This window comes from Kerstersia gyiorum (assembly GCF_048595715.1).
Lineage (GTDB): Bacteria > Pseudomonadota > Gammaproteobacteria > Burkholderiales > Burkholderiaceae_B > Kerstersia > Kerstersia gyiorum.
Genome location: NZ_CP169556.1, coordinates 2,882,945 through 2,901,657 on the forward strand (window position 1 = coordinate 2,882,945; position 18,713 = coordinate 2,901,657).

Genomic DNA, 18,713 nt, shown 5'->3' on the forward strand with positions numbered 1-18,713 from the left:
ACGCTGGCGCATTCATTTCTCCGGCGAACCGGCCGCAGCCGGTGCTAGACAGCAGGGATTACTGCACTACCTGGTCGGCCTTCTTGATGAAGGCTTCCGACAGGGGCGCGCCCTGCTTCACGGCAGCGGCCGGATTCACGTACAGCAACAGGTCCTGCGGCACGGCCGATGCAATGGTGCCGGGGGCTTCGCCATTGAGAATACGCACCACGACTTCGCCGGTCTGTTCGCCCAGCTTGCGGTAATTCACACCCAATGCTGCGATGGCACCGCGCGCGACGCTGTCGGTATCCGAAGCAACCAGCGGGATCTTGGCATCGTTGGCCACCTTGACCAAGGCTTCGAAGGCGGACACGACATTGTTGTCGGTGTTGGTGTAGAACACATCGACCTTGCCGATCAGGCTGCGGCCGGCTGCGCCGACATCAACCGTACGTGGCGCCGCGGCTTCGACCAGCGTCATGCCGCGCTGGCCAAGCAATTCGCGCAGTTCCTGCACGACCACCACCGAATTGGCTTCGCCGGGGTTGTAGACGATGCCCACGCGCTTGGCATCGGGCACGATTTCGGTGATCAGGTCGATCTGGCGCGACAGGTCCAGCTTGTCGGACACGCCCGTCACGTTATTGCCGGAGGCATCAAAGCTGGGCACAAGCTGTGCAGCGACCGGATCGGTAATGGCGGCATAAACGATGGGGACATTCTTGGTCGCGGCGACGGCAGCCTGCGCCGCTGGCGTCGCGACCGCAACGATGGCGTCGGGCTTGTCACCCACGAACTTGCGCACGATCTGGGCGGCCGTGGCCGTATTGCCCTGCGCACTCTGATATTGCCACTTGAGCGCCTTGCCATCCTCATAACCGGCCTTGGCCAGCGCATCCTTGACGCCATCACGCACCGCGTCCAGCGCAGGGTGCTCGACAATGGTGACCAAAGCAACGGATTTCTGCTGTGCGAACGACGGTGCGGCAGCTGCCAGGCCAGCGGCGGCGACCATGGCCAGGACTGTACGTTTGATATGCAACATAACGAGATTCCCCCGGAAAAGCCCTGTGAAAGTGGGGAAATAGTAACCCGCACAGACCTATATCGGTGAATTATGGAATACGCAGGTTGCGCAAATCGCCAGACCAATATATAGCGAAATTGCAGGCATCATGCTTGGATGGATAACTTGACGCAGGAATACACCCAATAAAAGGATAACGCTGCACTTCCTCACCACCAAAATGCCATTGCATGACGCGCCCCGCCAGCGCTGCGAGGGCGCCGCCAGGACGCCCATGCACGCCGGAAACCCCCGGCCCGCGCCAGATCAGACACGCAGGATGCCGTCCTGCGCTTCGCTCAGCAAACTCCGGGCCCAGCGCCGCGCCGGCAGGCCGTAGCTCGACTCTACCGTCTCGGCGCGCGCCAGCAGGCGCTGCGCATCCACCTCCAGGGGAGGACCGCTGAAGGCGATGGCAATGCGGTTGCCCGCGTCGATTTCAGGCAGGAGCAGCAGCCGACCATCAAAGGCCTCCCGCAGGTTGGCAATATTGGGCGCGAAGCTCTCGTGCGCCCCGAACAGATTCACCGTCAGCACGCCGGTATCCCCAAGCACGCGGCGGCAATTGCCATAGAACTCGACGGAATCCCGTACCGGACCCTGGGCATCGGCATCGTAAAGATCGACCATCAGGACCGGGCAGCTGCCCGCGTTCAGCGGGTCGGCCACCCAGTGCTCGGCATCGTCGATCTCTATATTGAGACGCGCTGCATCCGGCAAGCGAAAATACAGACGGCACATCATGGGCAGCATGCGGTTCCATTCCACCACCGTCAGGCGGCTGCGGGTCTGCTTCAGGCAAAACCGCGTCAAGGACCCTGCCCCCAGGCCCAGCTGCCCGATGGCGCCGTCACGCGGCGGCTCCAGAAACAGCAGCCAAGCCATCATCTGCCGGGTATATTCGAGCACCAGCTCGGCAGGCCGGTCCACCGCCATCGCCCCCTGTATCCATTCCGTACCGAAATGCAGGTAGCGGATGCCATCCTCTTCGGACAAGGTGGGGTCGTCATACATGCGGCGATCTGCGCCTTTGCGTGCGCGGCTGGCGCCGCGCCCGTTTACTGCTGCCACGAATACTTCTCCTGTTTCAGGCTCAGGCCGTCGCACCGCGATCGCCAGCGTCCGGCGGCGTACCACCCTCGGCAGGTGGCACCGCTTCGTCCAATGCCGGGTCCTGCACTTGCGCGGCAGCCTCCTGGGCGTCGGCCACGATCGGGGCCACCAGTTCCGCTACCTTCTTGCGCGACAGCATGCCTATGAATTCATCATCCTCGCCCGTAACAGCAACGGGGTCATTGCTGTCGAGCATGCGGCTCAAGACTTCGTCGAGCCCCGCCGTCGCCGGCACCGAGGTCATATCGCCAGTGTAGGCTGAAATGTCACGCGCATGCGCGGCAATGGCCTCATCCAGGCGCTCGCGCAGAATGATGCCTGCGAGACGCTTGCCATCGAGCACCGGCGCATATTCATAGTCCAGCATCTTCATGCGCTGCAGGGCATGCGCCGGCTGCGAACGCATGGTGAGCGTCAGGCGCGGCGGGTTGACCACATGGCTGGCATTGAGAACCTTGGTGCGGTTGACGTCCTGCAGGAAGGCCTGGACGTAATCCGTCGCGGGGTTGAGCAGGATATCCTCCGGCGTTCCCTCCTGGACCAGTTCGCCATCCTTCAGGATGGCAATCCGGTTGCCCAGGCGCAGCGCCTCGTCCAGGTCGTGGGTAATGAACACGATGGTCTTGTTGAGCTTCAACTGCAACTGCAACAGCTGGTCCTGCATCTCCCGGCGGATCAGCGGGTCCAGCGCGGAAAATGCCTCGTCCATCAGCAGGATTTCTGCATCTGTCGCCAGCGCGCGCGCCAACCCGACACGCTGCTGCATCCCGCCGGACAACTGGTCCGGGTATTGTTCCTCGAACCCGGCCAGGCCCACCTGCTCCAGCCAGTAGCGCGCCTTTTCTTCGCGCTGCGCCCGCCCCACGCCCTGCACTGACAGCCCATAGGCGGCATTCTCCAGCACCGTGCGGTGCGGGAACAGGCCGAAGCGCTGGAAAACCATGCTCATGGTCTTCTGCCGGAACTGTTCCAGCTCGCGCTTGCCCAGGCTCATGACATCGACGTCATCGACCAGAATCTGGCCCGCCGTCGGTTCGATCAGGCGGTTGAAATGGCGGATCAGGGTGGATTTGCCCGACCCCGACAGGCCCATGATCACGTAGATACTGCCCTCTTCGATGGACAGGCTGATATCCCTCAGGCCCAGCGTATGGCGGCTGCGCTTGAGCAGTTCTTCCTTGCTGATGCCGGATTGCGCCTCGGCCAGCCATTTCTTGGGGTGCGAGCCGAAAATCTTGTAGATACCCTTGACTTCGATCTTGCTCATCGCGCACCTCCTTGCCGCACTCGCTGTCCATACGATTGCGTAATGCGGTCGAACAGCACGGCCAGCACCACGATACCCAGGCCGGCCAACAGGCCGCGCCCCACTTCCAGGCGGTTGATGCCCAGCAGGACTTCATAGCCCAGGCCCCGGGCGCCGATCATGGAAGCGATCACCACCATCGACAAGGCCATCATCGTGGTCTGGTTGATACCGGCCATGATGTTGGGCAGCGCCAGCGGCAGCTGCACGCCGAACAATTGCTGGCGCGAATTGGCGCCGAACGCCCGCGACGCTTCCAGGACCTCCTGGTCTACCAGGCGGATGCCCAGGTCGGTCAGGCGGATCAGCGGGGGCACCGCATAGATCACCGTCGCGATAATGGCAGGAATCTTGCCCAGGCCGAACAGCATGACCACCGGGATCAGGTAGACGAAACTGGGCATGGTCTGCATGACGTCCAGCACCGGCATCATGACGCTGCGCAGCCAATTGACGCGTGCCATGATGATGCCCAGCGGAATGCCTATGATGACGGAGGTCACGACCGCCATGATCATGAGCGACAAGGTCTGCATGCCGGCATCCCACAGCCCGAGCAGGCCGATCACGCACAGCAGCGCCCCCATGGAAATGCTGAGAACCAGCCGGCGGCTGACCAGCCATGCAATGACGATGACCGCCAACACGACCACCCACCAGGGCGTGCCGCGAAGAACTTGCTCAAGCCAGACCAGTACATGCAGGAAGGGCTTGGACAAGGTCTCCAGCGTATCCGCATAGCGGGAAACAAGATTTTCGACAAAACCGTCGATAGCGCGCCGCAAATCGCGCGCGGGGATCAATTCAGGAAACATGATGTGCACCATTAAGCATGCCGGGAACGCGTGCGCCCCCGGCATGTTGTGATGAGAGGAAATGGCCGGCGCAGGCGTGCCCGGCGCAGCGCCGGACAGCCTGGCTGTCCGGCTGCGACGGTCGCGCGCCGCGCGTGCTCAGGACTGGCTTAGAGCGCAGCCTGCACCCGTGTGGCCACGTCTTCGGGCACCCACTGCTTCCAGACATCGCCATGGTTTTTCAGGAACCATTGGGCCACGTCGCCAGCGTCATCGCCGGTTTCCTCGAGATGCGCCAGGGTGGCGTTCATCACCGGCAGCGGTACGGACATCTTGGTGAAGAATTCCGTCAAGACTGGCGCCTTCTCGGCAAAAGCCACATTCAAGCCGGTGAAGACCGGGTTTTCAGGATAGGCGCTGGGCTCGGGGTTGGCGCACTTGGGAGCGGTCAGGCACTCGTGCTTGGCCTTGTCATAGGGCGGCAACTCCAGTTCCACGAGGTCCATCGCCCCGACCAGCGGAGTCGGCGACCAATAGTAGAAAACGATGTCCTGCTTGCGCTTGTAGGCCGACGTCAGCGCCGCCTTCTGCGCCGCGCCGGTGCCCGGCGAGTACAACGTGAAGCTGTCTTCCAGGCCCAGCGCGCGGTACAGGTTGGAACTCACGACTTCGCAGCCCCAGCCGGCCGGGCAGCCATAGAATCGGCCCTTGCCGGGCTCCTCGGGGTCCGCGAACTTGTCCTTGAACTTCGGCAGGTCTGCGGCCGACTTCAACTCCGGATAGCGCTCGGCCGTATAGCGCGGGATGTACCAGGCCTCGCCGCCCATGTACAGCTCCCCCACGCGCTTGACCTTGCCGCCGCTTTCCGCCTTGGTCCAGGGTTCAGCCACGCTGTTGAGCCAGATTTCCGTATTCACATCGAGGTCGCCACGTTCCAGCGCCGCCAGCGCGGGCAAGGTTTCCGTAGGCAACACATCGGTCTTGCAGCCATATCCCTGCTCGAGGATAAAGCGCTGCACATCGACCAGCACCAGGTTGGACTCCCAGTTCATGCCGCCGAAATTGACCGGACGGCTGACTTCGCATTCAGGGGCCGATTGCGCCTGCGCTGTCCCGGCAATACCGGAAAGCGCCAGCAGGACGGCACCCGCCAGCAGTGTGCTGCGCTGATTGCGCGCCACATTGCGAGCAGAATTGAAACGACGGGAAATACTCATGATTCGCCTCCTTAAGGGTCTTGGACGCGGTGCCGCCGACTAGAAGCAGCAACGCGCCATTTAGCAGATAAGGAAGGTGTGCGGAAGACGGGCAAGACCGCCAATACATACCGACATTTTGACGGGGAGCCAGGCAGTGGCTCTCCACAAGGGATCGTTTTTCGTCATGGAAAGCCAAAACGAATACAACGAAATTGACATCAAACTGAATGAAGAAGGGGGCATTTTAACCAAAAATGGCTGAAACCCCAAATAATCCAGGAAAACCCTGAGACGCAGACCGTCCCGCTGGCCCGGATTCCGGCAACAAAAAGGCCTGGAAACCGCGGGAGTTTCCAGGCCCGTCCAAGCCGGAGAAAAGCGCGTGAAAACACGCTTGCCCCCGTGAAGAACTTCGGCCTAAAGGCCGAAGCTTCTCCGCCACGATATAGGGGCGCCTGCGGCGCCGTATGGATATTGCCTCGCTCGACCCCGGCCTGAAGTCCGGGGCTTGCGCTTAGGCACGTGGTCAGAAAATAGCCTTGCAGGCAGACGCTCAGGCCTCCCGGTAGATATCGTCGCGGCGCCACGGATAGGCCAGGTCTGCCGGATAATCCAGCTCGTCAGCCCGGCCCCGGCGGGGCTGGTGCTGGGCCACGACCTGATGCAAGGCAATCCAGCCGTTTTCGAAGCCTGCCGCACATCCGGCCAGGTACAGCCGGTAGGCACGCAACGAGCGCTGCCCCTGCTCGCCTGCCAGAATACTCGAGGCTTCATCCAGGCGCTGCTCCAGAGCGTCGCTCCAGGCCCACAGCGTGCGTGCGTAATGGGGCCGCAGATTCTCGGTATCAAGCATTTCCAGCCCACCCGCCGACAGGCTTTCGATGACATGGCTGATGTGAGTCAGCTCGCCCCCCGGGAATATGTACTTACCGATGAATTCACCCATGCCACCGCCAACTTCGGCGTTATACAAACCGCCAGCCGTGATGCCGTGATTCATCACCAGCCCGCCCGGGCGAATCAGTTGTGCCAGGCGTTCGAAATACTTGCTCAGCTGCGCCCGGCCTACGTGCTCGAACATGCCGACCGAAGCAATCTTGTCGTAGGGGCGAGTGGTATCGAGCTTGCGGTAATCCAGCAATGACATCCGCACCCGGCTGCCCAACCCCTTTTCTTCGATCAGACGATTCACATAGGCATGCTGGTTGCGCGACAGCGTGATCCCTTCGGCTTCCACCCCATAGTGTTCGGCCGCCCACAGCAACAGGCCGCCCCAGCCTGCGCCGACGTCCAGGAAGCGCTCGCCGGGCTGCAGGCGCAGCTTGCGGCAGATGAGATCCAGCTTGGCTTCCTGGGCCTGCGCCAGCGTCATTTCAGGCTTGGCGTAGTAGGCGCAGGAATAGACGCGGCGCGGATCGAGCCAGAGGCCATAGAAATCGTCCGACAGGTCATAGTGGAACTCGATTTGCTTGGCGTCACGTTCGATGGAGTGGCGCCAGACTGACAGCAGGCGGCGCACCAGATCCGTAAACAGGCCGCCGCGCGCCGCCTCGACCGGCGAGCCGGGCAGCAACTCTGCCGCCGCCGCCATGATGTCGCGCATACTGCCCTGGATATCCACCCGGCCTTCGACATAGTCCTGCCCCAGGATACCGATGTCGCCAGACACCAGGCGCGCCAGGACAGCCTTGTCATTGATAGTAAGCACTACCTTGGGGTCAGACGCCCCCAGTTTCTCGCCGCCCGGCATATTGACCTGCACCGGCGTGGCAAGATTTTCCAGAATCGAACTGACTTTGGACAACAGTGGATTCACCAATATCTCCCAAGCTGAATGATCCCAGCCGCAATGGCGGCACACCATTGTGAGGCACTCCAGCCTGATGGCGGGACTGTCTCCGCAGCCATTCAGGGAAGCATAAACCTCATAAGCCACCGTGCTCGACCTCGCCATCAACCGCAAGGTTCCGCATTGGCGTTTGGTCACGGCCGGAGGAACATGCCCGATCCGGCCATGAAGCCGAGCGAGTATCCAAGCCTGTGATCAGACTGTTATAAACGTTATGAGCAGTACTTGGCAAACCACTTGATCAGCGATCCTTCGGTTTTTTAGAAAATAAAAGACAAAGCTGAAACAATTGGACATCCACCGGAAATCCAGCCGCCTTGCCACAAGGCGGCTGGCCGTGAGCACCATTTTTCTTATGACGATTGCCCCGCCTGTCTTTGGCAGACGAGGGGTAGAAAGCAGCACAACAGCGGGAGCTGACACCGCACCAGGCAAAGAAAAACGGCCTGGAGAGGTTTCCCTCTCCAGGCCGTTCAAACCAGTTGCCGGTATTATTCGGCAGCTGCTTGGGCTTGGGCTTGCGCTTGAGCCTGGCGCTTGTTGCTGCGCACCAGCTTTTCCTTGATGCGAGCCGACTTGCCGGAACGCTCACGCAGGTAGTACAGCTTGGCACGGCGAACGTCGCCACGGCGCTTGATTTCGATCGAGGCAATTTGCGGCGAGTACAGTTGGAACGTACGTTCCACAGCTTCACCGGACGAGATCTTGCGCACGATGAAAGCGGAGTTCAGGCCACGATTGCGCTTGGCGATCACGACGCCTTCGTAAGCCTGGACGCGCTTGCGCGTGCCTTCAACCACGTTGACGTTGACCACGACGGTGTCGCCAGGGGCGAAATCAGGAAATACCTTGCCAGCCGACAGGCGGGCAATTTCTTCCTGCTCGATGATTTCAATGATGTTGGCCATTTAGGGCTCCAGAACCATCATGCTCGGGGATGTTATAGGAACAGAACTGCTGAACCCCGGCAGAGGATGCGTTGAAAAACCAGTTATTCTACACCAGATTCAGCCACTTACGCTGGTTTCCTGCCTCCACCGTTGCATGGCCGCCAAGATTGAAAACCAGGCAGTCGCCCTCAAAAGCCGGCATAGTGCCCCAGCCACATGAACCCGGGGATCAAGGCGGCCCACATGCCCAGAAGCACGACGTCCACGCATTTCTGCCGGAAGCTCACCGTTCCAGCGATGCTACGGAATGCCTGGGTTCCCCCCATGGACACAGCTGCGGCCAGCTCTCCTGCCGCCACCGCCCTGTCGACGGGCATGCAGACGGCGACCGGGGCCACGGCGACGGCACCGGACGACTGACCCGCCGCAACCTGGCGGTCAGCAGGTGCAACGGGAGCCGTCGTGGCAACGGGACGCACCGCTGCCGCCTGGCGGGCGACAGGACGGCGGTTTGCGCCGCCGCTACTGCTCACGCCCCCGGACAAGGGGAACGCGATAGAATCGAATTGGGAAACAAGTGCTGAACTGGACATGGGATCGCTCCGGCAAGGAAACTGGCTTGAGGTCGTGCCAACGGAATATTGTTGTCACGATGCCCGTGAACGCTTTTCGTGGACACGGTTACGCCTGGACCCCCTGTTGCAGCCTTGGGGGGCTTGCAAGCCCTGGCGCCGCAACTGCCCTGTGATCGGTAATCGGTGATCTGTACCTACCTGGCAATTGAGCAAATCCGGCCTGCTGATTGATACTGTATAAAAACACAGTATTTTCTGCAAGCGTTTTTGCGCGCCGGTGCGGTAGCAATGCAACACCTGACTGCCGCCTGGCAGGCAGCGCCCGCCAGGCCAGCAGCGGCCAACCGCCGGCCCGCCAACCGAAGCTGTTCCCGACTGCCCTTAGCCGCCCCATCCGAACCTTCGCCTGCCATGCCGCCTAGCCCCCCAGCTTCATCCGCCCCTGCCTCCCGGCCAAATGTCCCGGCCGCAAGCGGCCTGCCCGCGCAATGGGAAGCCGCCACGCTGTCCGCGGCATTGCAATTTGAAATGCGTTCTGCACATACTGGCCGGCAGTACCGCATCCTGATCGGCCTGCCTGGCGAACCTGCGCCGGCGACGGGCTATCCCACGCTCTGGATGCTGGATGGCAGCGCCAGCTTTCCACTGGCCAGCGCATCCCTGGGACGCGCCGTCCGCCATGTACCGGAAGCGCGCCGGCCCGCGCCGCCAGCCATGCCTGCCGGCCTGACCATTGCAGTCGCCCATGCCGGAGCCTGCAACTTCGACGTAGACGCCAGGGCCTGCGACTACACCCCTGAGCCGGATGGTGCGCCGGGCGACCTGCTGTCGCCGGCATTCGGCGGCGCCGCCGCGTTCCGCCGCTTCCTGGTGGAAGAATTGCGGCCGCTGATTGCCGCCCGGTTTCCCCTGGATGCCTCGCGCCACACGCTGTTCGGTTTTTCCTATGGCGGGCTGTTCACCGTCGATACGCTATGCACGGCCCCCGCGCACTTCCAGCGTTACTGGGCCGCCAGCCCTTCCCTCTGGTTCAGCGATGCCCTGCCCATGCGCAGGCTGCGCGAATCCGCACGCCTGCCGGCCGGCCAAGTGGCGCGCATCATGCTGACGGTCGGACGCGAAGAACAGTTTCCTGCGGCCGCGCTGCCCCCGGAGCGCCTGGCGCACCTGGAACGGCGCGCCATGGTCGGCCATGTCAGCGAAGCTGCCGCACTGCTGGCCACTGCAAACCCCGGCGTTACCGTGCAAAGCATCATCGCGGCCGATCACGATCATTTCGACATGCTGATGCATGGCGCGCGCCGCGCCATTGCATTTGCCTTTGGCGACTGAGCCCGGCCGCCAGCCGCCATCAGCGCTGGCGCTCCAGCACCAGCTGCGGATCCACCCTGACCCCGAACCAGTTCATGCCCCAGTGCAGGTGCGGGCCGGTGGAACGCCCCGTGGAACCGACCGCGCCTATGACTTCGCCCTGCTGCACGCGTTGCCCGACCTTGACGTCCAGACGCGACAGATGCAGGAAATTGGAGCTGACGCCATGGCCATGGTCCAGCAGGATCGTGCCGCCCGTCAGGTACAGGTCCGGGTCGGCGAATGTCACGATGCCCGCTGCCGGCGCCTTGACCGGCGTGCCGCTGGGTGCGGCGATATCCATGCCTGAGTGCGGTGAACCCGGTTTGCCGTTGTAGACGCGTGCGCGACCGAAGCGGCCGCTGATGCGGCCTTGCACCGGCCAGATGAAAATCTGGGCGAAATCGGCGCGCTCGTCGTCGCGCTCCCTGGCCGCCACGACCCGCTCCTGCTCTTCACGTATGCGGCGCGCCAGCGCGGGCGGCGGCTCCACGGTGGAAGGCGGCACGCCGTTGACGTGTTGCAACGGCCAATCTCGCGGCTCGACGCGAATCTGCGCTTGCTGGGCGGAGCCATCCGTCAGGGTGATAGATACCTGTGCGGGGCCGCGCTCATCGCGGCCTATGCCAAATACCACCGAACCATAGGGCGTCACCCGCAATTGTCGTCCACCATACTGCACCAGGCTGCCAGGCGGCACACGGCCGATCACCAGGGCTCCCTGCTGCACCGCAGCCGGAAAAACAACCCGCCGGTCATCCGGCTGCGCCAGGACCGGCAGGACCACGCCCCAAGCAGGCAGCATCAGCGCGGCCGCTACCAGGCGGCGGCGCGCAGACAGGTGATCTGACATACCGGACATTCATCTCTCCTCTGATTCCATTCAAACAGCAGCTTGTGCAGCGCATGCGCTGCATCACGCAGGTTACCCCGCGCCTGGCCCGCTGGGCCAGCACGGCACGGCGGCGCTGCAAGAAAAAGCAAAGGCCGCATCAGCCTGTCAGCCGGCACGGTGCCCCAAAAGAAAACGGCCTGCCCGATAAGGGGCAGGCCGTTGATTTCCTGAAAGGAGAAATCACTGTACGACAACAATCACTGCATTACCCAAAAAAGCATCAGTCCTTGTTCGGCTGCGGCGTCAGGCGCAGGTAGGGACGGACGGCCTTGTAGCCCTTGGGGAATTTCTGCTTGATGACTTCCTCATCCTTCAGCGAGGGCACGATCACCACGTCGTCGCCATCCTGCCAGTTCACCGGCGTGGCAACGCTGTAGTTGTCCGTCAGTTGCAGCGAGTCGATCACGCGCAGGATTTCGTTGAAGTTGCGGCCGGTGCTGGCAGGGTAGGTCAGCGTCAGGCGCACTTTCTTGTTCGGGTCGATGATGAACACGGAACGCACCGTCAGCGTGGAGTTCGCATTCGGGTGGATCATGTCATACAGGGTGGAAACCTTACGGTCCTCATCAGCCAGGATGGGGAAATTCACCGTGGTGTCCTGTGTATCATTGATGTCGTCGATCCAGCGGCCATGGGAATCCACGCCATCAACCGACAGGGCCAGCACCTTCACGTTGCGCTTGGCGAATTCGTCCGCCAGCTTGGCGGTATAACCCAGCTCGGTCGTGCAGATCGGCGTGAAATCGGCAGGGTGGGAGAAAAGCACACCCCATTGATCGCCCAGGTAATCGTAGAAACGGATGCGGCCGATGGAGGAATCCTGCTCGAAATCAGGGGCAATATCGCCCAGCCTCAAAGTATTGCTCATGAATAACCTCTTGCGATGATGGCGATGCCTGCGGCAGAAACGGCGGCATCACGGAAGTGATGGATTGATTTTCACACCGGCATCCCGGTTGGGGGAAATAAGTTTTTCATATAACTTTATGCTATTTCGATCTGGTTTATCCAAATATTGAAATATGGACCGGCGCAGCCTGCCCGTCCGCCCACGGCACCTGCCCGAGGCTGGGCGCAAGCGCAAACCCCGATGGCAAGACAGCCCGGTATCGCTTGAAATACTTTCTTTTGCATGAGGTTTCCGCATGCCGACCGCCGCCTCATTCCATGACCTGATCGCCGCCAACGCCGCCTACCGCCTGGAAACCCAGACAGCGCGCCCGGACGCCGGCGCGCGCCTGACGACCTGCCGCTTCGTCGCCCACGACCTGCAAAGCCCGGCCTTGCCCGAGCTGGTGATGCTGGCTTCCCATGAATACCAGTTGTCCACCGCCATGGTAGACCTGGGCTGGGGCTACCATGATCACTTCAGCAGCGCGCCGCACCCGGTGCATGTCATTCCCCCTGATACCGCGTTCCGCTGGGTCAAGGATGGCGCAGCGCGCGTGACCTTCCTGTCGATAGACAAACAAAGCGTCTTCGACTACTTCGAGCAGCTGGAAGTCGGCAACGCTGAGCACGGCCTGTGGATGCTGGCGCAAAAGGGCTTTGCCAACCCCTTCCTGTATGCCAGCATCATCGCGTTTGCCGAACAGGCCGGACGCAACGGCTGCCCCCGGCTGCTGGCCGACAGTTATTGCGTCACCATTCTCAACGCGCTGGCGCAGCAATGGCGCCGCCACGACGAACGCGGTGCCGGGCGCCAGGCACCGCGCCTGAACGCCAGGGCGCTCAAGCAGGCGCTGGAAGTACTGGAACAGCGTCTGGCCGAGGATTTTTCACTCGACAGCCTGGCCCAGGACTGCGGCATGACCAAATTCCACTTCACCCGCTGCTTCAAGGCGTCTACCGGCGTCTCTCCCTATCACTACCTGCTGCAGCGCCGCGTGGCGCGCGCCAAGCAATTGCTGGGCGCCACGAACTGGCCGCTGGAACGCATCGCGGCCAGCGTCGGGTACCAGGACCCGGACAGCCTGGCGCGCCTGTTCCGCCGCCATGAAGGCATGAGCCCGGCCGCCTGGCGCCGCCTGAACTGAAGACCGAGACTCGCGCTCAGGCCCGCGGTCAGGCCCAAAGCGCGCAATATCGTCGGGAATAGCGCAATTTCCGCCGGGCGGACCGCCCGGCGCGGCCCATACACTCCTTCGGACAATTCACTGATCTTCCGGAGGAGACACATGCGTACCGAGAATTCCCTGCGTTGGCCTATTGTTCCCAGCCGCTCGATGCTGCTGGTCATCGACATGCAGAATGATTTCGTCCGGGCAGGGGCCGTCATGGAAGTGGCCGCCGCGCGCGAACGGCTGCCCGCAATGCAGTCCGTGCTGGACTGCTGCCGCCGCCACGACGTGCCGGTCGCCTACACCCGTCACGTGCTGTATGACGGCTTCGACATTTCCCCCATCGAAACCCAGATGCATCCACAGCTGACAGGCAGCGGCTTGCGCGAAGGCACCGCCGGTGCGGAAATCGTGGAAGAGCTGGCGCCTCGCCCCGGCGACGCCATCATCGTGAAGCACCGCTACGACGCGTTCTACAACACCAATCTTGAAACACTGATCCGCACCATGCGCGGTAACGCCGCCATCGACACCCTGATCATCATCGGGACCGTCACCAGCGTCTGCTGCGAATCGACTGCCCGCAGCGCCTTCATGCGCGACTTCAAGGTCGCTTTCGTCGGTGACGCCACCGGCGGGTTCGACGACGCCTCGCAACAGGCCACGCAAACCGCCATCGAATCCGCCTTCGGACAAGTTGTTTCAGCCGACGCCCTGGCATGGGCACTGGCCAGGGAGTAGCAACATGAAAAACACTCCTTTCGACACCCGCTATGAGTGGCAATCCGTCTCGCTGCTGGCACTGGGTTTCGGTTTGATCGGACTGGACCGCTGGCTGCTCGCGCCGCTGTTTCCCTTCATGATGAAAGACCTCGGGCTGGGCTACCAGGACCTGGGCAACCTGATCGGGGCGCTAGGCATCGCCTGGGGCGTGTCCGCCATTCTGATGGGTCGCCTGGCCGATCAAATCGGAAGACGCAAGGTACTGGTGATTTCCACCATCGTCTTTTCCCTGCTGTCCAGCATCTCTGGCCTGGCCGGCGGCTTGACCAGCCTGCTGCTGATCCGCGTTGCCATGGGCATCTCCGAGGGTGCGTTCTGCCCCGCTAGCGTCGCAGCGGCCGGGGAAGCTTCGCATCCGCGCCGCAGAGGGCTCAACCAGGGCCTGCAACAAAGCGCCTTCGCCCTGTTCGGGCTGGGTTTCGCCCCCATCATCGCCACCCAGTTGCTGGTCATCATGCCGTCCTGGCGTTATGTCTTCCTGGTTTCAGCGCTGCCTGGCCTGCTGGTTGCCTGGGGACTGTATCGCGTGATCCGCGAACCCGGTGCGCGGACGAACATACCGGCGGCGCCCACGGCCAAGCCTTCCCCTGCCCCGGTACGCTGGTCCGATCTGCTGCGCTCACGGAATGTCGTGCTTGCCATGCTGGGCATTCTCTGCGCCATGACCGGCATCTTCGTGATCGGTGCCATGATGCCCAGCTATCTGATCGACTATCTGCACCTCAATGGCACGCAGATGGGCTGGATCGTGTCAGCCGTGGGTTTCGGCGGGTTCCTGGGTGAATTCCTGGTACCCGGGGCGTCCGACCTCATCGGCCGGCGGCTTGCCGCCGTACTGGCCTTTATCGGCGGCGCCATGGCCCTGCTGGTCTTCACCCGGATCGGCGCCACGCCGTGGCAACTGTTTGCCGCATTGTTCGTGGTGTCCTTCTTCTGCCTGGGACTGCTGGCGCTGTTCACCGGCCCGGTGGCCATGGAAGCCGCGCCACCGGGCCTGGTCGCCGCTGCCATCGGTGCGGTCTGCGGCGTCGGTGAAATTTTCGGTGGCGGCTTTGCGCCCGCCATCGCAGGCCACATCGCCCAGCAATACGGTATCGAATACACCCTGTACTTCGCCTTCGGCGGTATTGCGGCCGGCGCGCTGATCAGCCTGTTCCTGGCGGAATCTGCGCCGCGCAAGCTGCGCCAGGCCGGCTGACGACCGATCTGCGACTGCGGCCGGCACCGGCGCGGGCCGGCCGCCATCCAACACCCCGCTCGCCCGAAAGGGTATATTGCGCTTTTCCGTCCAAGGATGGCGATAGTGAGCTTCTCCCGGCCCTGTTTTCCCGCTAGCCCGGCACCGCGCAGCAGCGCGGGCGGCATGGCGGCGCCGTGGACGCCCGCGGCCATCTGATCCGCCTCATGCAACATTATCTGGCGCGACGGGCGGCAGGCCTGCTGGCCACGCTGGCTGTCGCCACCCTGCTGATTTTCCTGGCGCTGGAGGTACTGCCCGGCAACGCCGCCCAGATGCGCCTGGGGCCTGACGCGCCGCCCGAGGCCGTGGCCGCCCTGAGCACTCATCTCGGTCTGGACCTGCCCGCCTGGCAACGTTACCTGCAATGGCTGTCGGGCCTGGCCACCGGCAACCTCGGGGAAAGCCATGCCTATGGCGTGCCCGTTGCCAGCCTGATCACCGAGCGCATGGCGCTGACATTGCCGCTGTCGCTGGCCGCCATGGCCCTGACCATTCTGCTGGCCCTGGCCGCAGGCATCTACGCCGCGCTGCGCCATGGCCGCAGTGGCGACCTGCTGGTCATGGGCATCTGCCAGCTAGGCCTGGCCGTCCCAGGATTCTGGCTGGGCATTCTGCTGATCATCATCTTTGCCGTACAGCTGCAATGGTTCCAGGCCGGTGGCTTCCCTGGCTGGCAGGACGCCCCCCTTGCCTCGCTGCAAGCCCTGGTGCTGCCCGCCATCGCTCTGGCGCTGGTACAGGCCGCCGTCCTGGCCCGCATCACCCGTGCCGCGGTGCTGGATGTGCTGCGCGAAGACTATGTACGCACTGCCATGGCCAAAGGCCTGCCCCGCCGCCAGGTGGTCGCCCGCCATGTGCTGCGCAATGCCCTGATTCCCATCCTGACCATCGCCGGCCTGCAATTCGCCCACCTGCTGGCCGGCGCCATCGTGATCGAAAATGTTTTCAATCTGCCCGGCCTGGGCCGCCTGATCCTGCAGTCCATCGCCAACCGGGATCTGGTAGTCGTGCGCAACGCCGTCCTGTTCCTGGCGCTCATGGTCATTTGTGTCAATTTCCTGGCAGACCTGGCCTGCGGCCTGGCCGACCCGCGCAGGCGGAGGGCCAGCACATGACAGACCATCGCCTGCTTGCCACGGGACTCCCCCCCCGGCGGCGCCAACGCGGGCTGGCCGGCCGGCTGCTGGGCCAGCCCCGTTTCGTCGCCGGCGCGGTGCTGGTCGTGCTGTTCGTCGGCATTGCGCTGCTCGCTGAAATCTGGACGCCCTGGCCGGTCGAAGGCATTTTCATGAAGCATCGGCTGCTGCCCCCTTCGCTGGAACACTGGCTGGGCACGGACCCGCTGGGGCGCGATATCGCTTCCCTGCTCATGGCCGGCGCCGCCAGCAGCCTGCTGGCAGGCGCCATTTCCGTCTCCCTGGGGCTGCTGGCGGGTGCGCTGCTGGGGCTGCTGGCCGCCATGCGCGGCGGCTGGCTGGATGAAATCATCATGCGGGCAGCAGACTTCAGCTTTGCCTTTCCCGCCATCCTGCTGGCCACAATCCTGGCCGCCGCATCGGAAAGCGGCCCCGGGCTGGACATCGCAATCCTTGCCATCGCCCTGGCCATGATCCCGACGTTCACTCGGGTCACGCGCGCCTCGGCCGGGGTCATCTGGCAAATGGAATATATCGCCGCCGCACGCGCCGCCGGACGCAGCGAATGGCATATCGCGCTACGCCACGTGCTGCCCAATCTGGCTTCGCCGTTGATTGTCCAGGCCACGCTGCAATTTTCCATTGCCATCCTGGCCGAATCCGCGCTTTCATATCTGGGGCTGGGCGTGCAGCCGCCTGCGCCATCCTGGGGCAGAATGCTGAGTGAAGCGCAGTCGATGATATTCACGGCGCCGGAACTCGCGTTCTATCCCGGCGCCGCCATTGTGCTGGCCGTCATGGGGCTGAACCTGCTGGGTGACGGCCTGCGCGACGCGCTGGACCCACGGCTGGCGCCTGTGCGACGCCGTCCCCTGGCATGACAAAACAAGAAACCGGAGAGACTTGAAATGCTACGCAAACTGCTGCTGGGTTGTGTCCTGGGCACCCTGGGTTCGATCCCGGCACTCGCGCTATCCGCCCCGGAGCGCCTGACCATAGGCATGACGCTGGAACCCCCTGCGCTGGACCCGACTGCCAACGCGGCGGAAACCATTGCCGACGTCACGCTCTACAACATCTACGAAACCCTGACGAAAATCCAGGAAGACGGCAGCGTGACGCCGCTGCTCGCCGAAAGCTGGACAGTCTCCGATGACGGCCGGACCTACACGTTCCGGCTGCGCGATGGCGTGCGCTTCCATAATGGCGCAGCCATGGATGCGCAGACAGTACGCTATGCCTTTGAACGCGCTGGTGCTGAGAACAGCACCAACAAGGACAGGCGCCATTTTTCGCAGTGGCAGATCGACACCCCGGACCCGCTGACCGTACAAATCACCCTGCCGCAGGCCGACCCCGATCTGCCCTTCCGCCTGGGCATGATGACCGCCGCCATCGTCGAACCCGGCAGCGCCGGCACCAATGCCACCCAGCCTACGGGCACCGGCCCGTACCAGCTGGCGGGATGGCAACGCGGCAGCCGCCTGCAACTGAAGAAGTGGCCGGATTACCGCAATGCTTCCCAGGTTGCCCTGGACGAAGTGACGATACGCTTCATCAGCGATCCGGCCGCGCAGGCCGCCGCCCTGCTGGCCGGCGATATCGACGCCTTCCCGCGCATCCAGGCTTCGCGCAGCCTGCCCCGGCTGCAGCAGGATTCCCGCTTCGACATCGTGGTCGGCGGTTCCAGAGCCAAAACCATGATGGCTATCAACCAGCGCCGCGCGCCGCTTGATGACGTACGCGTGCGCCGCGCCATTCTTGCCGCCATCGACCGCGATGCCGTCATCGAAGGCGCAGCTGACGGCTACGGCCTGCCCATCGGCAGCTTCTATACGCCGGGCACGCCCGGCTACGTCGATACGACAGGTATCAATCCCTATGATCCCGCCAAGGCCAGGGCTCTCCTGCAGGAAGCCGGTGTCGCGCAGCCCTTGCGCCTGGACCTGCTGCTGCCCCCGCCGCCCTACGCACGCCAGGGGGGGGAAATCATCGCCGCCCTGCTGGCCCAGGCTGGCATCCAGGTCCGCATCAAGAACGTCGAATGGGCGCAGTGGCTGGCCAATGTCTACGGCGGCGCACACGATTACGACCTCACCATCGTGTCGCATGTCGAGCCGCTGGACCTCGGGAATTTTGCCAACCCGGACTACTACACCGGCTACGATTCTGCGGCCTTCCAGCAGATTTACCAGGACACGCGTTCGGCCGCCGACGAGAACCAGCGCCTGAGCGCCCTGCAGGCCGCGCAACGCCAACTGGCCGAGGATGCCGCCGCCGCCTTCCTGTACCAACCGCAATGGATCAGCATCGCCCGCAAGGGACTGAGCGGCATGCGCAAGGATGTGCCGGTTTTCATTACCGACTTTGCCACCTGGCGCTGGCAGGACTGAAGCTCCCGGCACAGGCGACAGCGCCGCCCGCCAACGCCATGAACAAGACAGGCCCGTGCGCAAAAACGCGCCGGGCCTGTTT

Annotated in this window: 17 protein-coding genes; 7 read left to right on the top strand and 10 right to left on the bottom strand. The window is 63.2% G+C overall.

Features of this window, described 5'->3' with window-relative positions; all coding sequences use genetic code 11:
- Positions 1-58: 58 nt before the first annotated feature.
- The 8 genes from ACEW7X_RS12550 to ACEW7X_RS12585 all read right to left on the bottom strand — a co-directional run bounded on the left by ACEW7X_RS12550 (position 59) and on the right by ACEW7X_RS12585 (position 8,792).
- Positions 59-1,027 (bottom strand): ABC transporter substrate binding protein, encoded by a 969-nt coding sequence (locus ACEW7X_RS12550; protein WP_127774954.1) that lies wholly within the window; start codon positions 1,025-1,027, stop codon positions 59-61.
- 288 nt (positions 1,028-1,315) lie between these two features.
- Positions 1,316-2,062 (bottom strand): spermidine synthase, encoded by a 747-nt coding sequence (locus tag ACEW7X_RS12555; RefSeq protein WP_068367660.1) that lies wholly within the window; start codon positions 2,060-2,062, stop codon positions 1,316-1,318.
- Positions 2,063-2,141: 79 nt separating this feature from the next.
- On the bottom strand, positions 2,142-3,428 hold the full coding sequence (locus ACEW7X_RS12560; RefSeq protein WP_068366420.1) for a quaternary amine ABC transporter ATP-binding protein: 1,287 nt from the start codon (positions 3,426-3,428) through the stop codon (positions 2,142-2,144).
- Entirely contained in the window at positions 3,425-4,282 is an 858-nt protein-coding gene (locus tag ACEW7X_RS12565) for an ABC transporter permease (RefSeq protein ID WP_068367661.1), read from the bottom strand. Before ACEW7X_RS12565 ends, ACEW7X_RS12560 begins: the two co-directional genes overlap by 4 nt.
- A 149-nt stretch (positions 4,283-4,431) precedes the next feature.
- A complete protein-coding gene (locus ACEW7X_RS12570) occupies positions 4,432-5,478 on the bottom strand; it encodes an ABC transporter substrate-binding protein (protein WP_083969328.1) in 1,047 nt (348 codons plus the stop codon).
- 535 nt (positions 5,479-6,013) lie between these two features.
- Entirely contained in the window at positions 6,014-7,276 is a 1,263-nt protein-coding gene (locus ACEW7X_RS12575; RefSeq protein ID WP_068367666.1) for a class I SAM-dependent methyltransferase, read from the bottom strand.
- A 524-nt stretch (positions 7,277-7,800) separates the two neighbouring features.
- On the bottom strand, positions 7,801-8,217 hold the full coding sequence (gene rplS, locus ACEW7X_RS12580) for a 50S ribosomal protein L19 (protein ID WP_068366423.1): 417 nt from the start codon (positions 8,215-8,217) through the stop codon (positions 7,801-7,803).
- Between the two features lie 170 nt (positions 8,218-8,387).
- On the bottom strand, positions 8,388-8,792 hold the full coding sequence (locus ACEW7X_RS12585) for a hypothetical protein (RefSeq protein WP_068366427.1): 405 nt from the start codon (positions 8,790-8,792) through the stop codon (positions 8,388-8,390).
- 510 nt (positions 8,793-9,302) lie between these two features.
- Here ACEW7X_RS12585 and ACEW7X_RS12590 point away from each other — a divergent pair.
- Positions 9,303-10,106, top strand: a complete 804-nt coding sequence (locus ACEW7X_RS12590) for an alpha/beta hydrolase (protein WP_193755130.1) — start codon at positions 9,303-9,305, stop codon at positions 10,104-10,106.
- 19 nt (positions 10,107-10,125) lie between these two features.
- Here ACEW7X_RS12590 and ACEW7X_RS12595 read toward each other — a convergent pair whose 3' ends face one another.
- Positions 10,126-10,986, bottom strand: a complete 861-nt coding sequence (locus ACEW7X_RS12595) for a M23 family metallopeptidase (RefSeq protein ID WP_068366430.1) — start codon at positions 10,984-10,986, stop codon at positions 10,126-10,128.
- Between the two features lie 253 nt (positions 10,987-11,239).
- Positions 11,240-11,887: a peroxiredoxin gene (locus tag ACEW7X_RS12600; RefSeq protein WP_068366433.1), complete on the bottom strand. Its 648-nt coding sequence runs from the start codon at positions 11,885-11,887 to the stop codon at positions 11,240-11,242.
- Positions 11,888-12,164: 277 nt separating this feature from the next.
- Between ACEW7X_RS12600 and ACEW7X_RS12605 the strand changes: the two genes are divergently transcribed.
- The 6 genes from ACEW7X_RS12605 to ACEW7X_RS12630 all read left to right on the top strand — a co-directional run bounded on the left by ACEW7X_RS12605 (position 12,165) and on the right by ACEW7X_RS12630 (position 18,631).
- Positions 12,165-13,055, top strand: coding sequence for an AraC family transcriptional regulator (locus tag ACEW7X_RS12605; protein WP_068366436.1), 891 nt, complete (start codon positions 12,165-12,167; stop codon positions 13,053-13,055).
- A 141-nt stretch (positions 13,056-13,196) separates the two neighbouring features.
- Positions 13,197-13,820, top strand: coding sequence for an isochorismatase family protein (locus tag ACEW7X_RS12610; protein ID WP_068366439.1), 624 nt, complete (start codon positions 13,197-13,199; stop codon positions 13,818-13,820).
- A 4-nt stretch (positions 13,821-13,824) separates the two neighbouring features.
- Positions 13,825-15,060: an MFS transporter gene (locus tag ACEW7X_RS12615; protein WP_068366442.1), complete on the top strand. Its 1,236-nt coding sequence runs from the start codon at positions 13,825-13,827 to the stop codon at positions 15,058-15,060.
- 206 nt (positions 15,061-15,266) lie between these two features.
- Positions 15,267-16,217, top strand: coding sequence for an ABC transporter permease (locus ACEW7X_RS12620; protein ID WP_068367670.1), 951 nt, complete (start codon positions 15,267-15,269; stop codon positions 16,215-16,217).
- Entirely contained in the window at positions 16,214-17,119 is a 906-nt protein-coding gene (locus tag ACEW7X_RS12625; RefSeq protein ID WP_083969330.1) for an ABC transporter permease, read from the top strand. Before ACEW7X_RS12620 ends, ACEW7X_RS12625 begins: the two co-directional genes overlap by 4 nt.
- Positions 17,120-17,146: 27 nt before the next feature.
- The gene (locus ACEW7X_RS12630) at positions 17,147-18,631 is read left to right on the top strand and encodes an ABC transporter substrate-binding protein (protein WP_068366444.1); all 1,485 of its coding nucleotides are present in this window, start codon (positions 17,147-17,149) and stop codon (positions 18,629-18,631) included.
- Positions 18,632-18,713 lie beyond the last annotated feature (82 nt).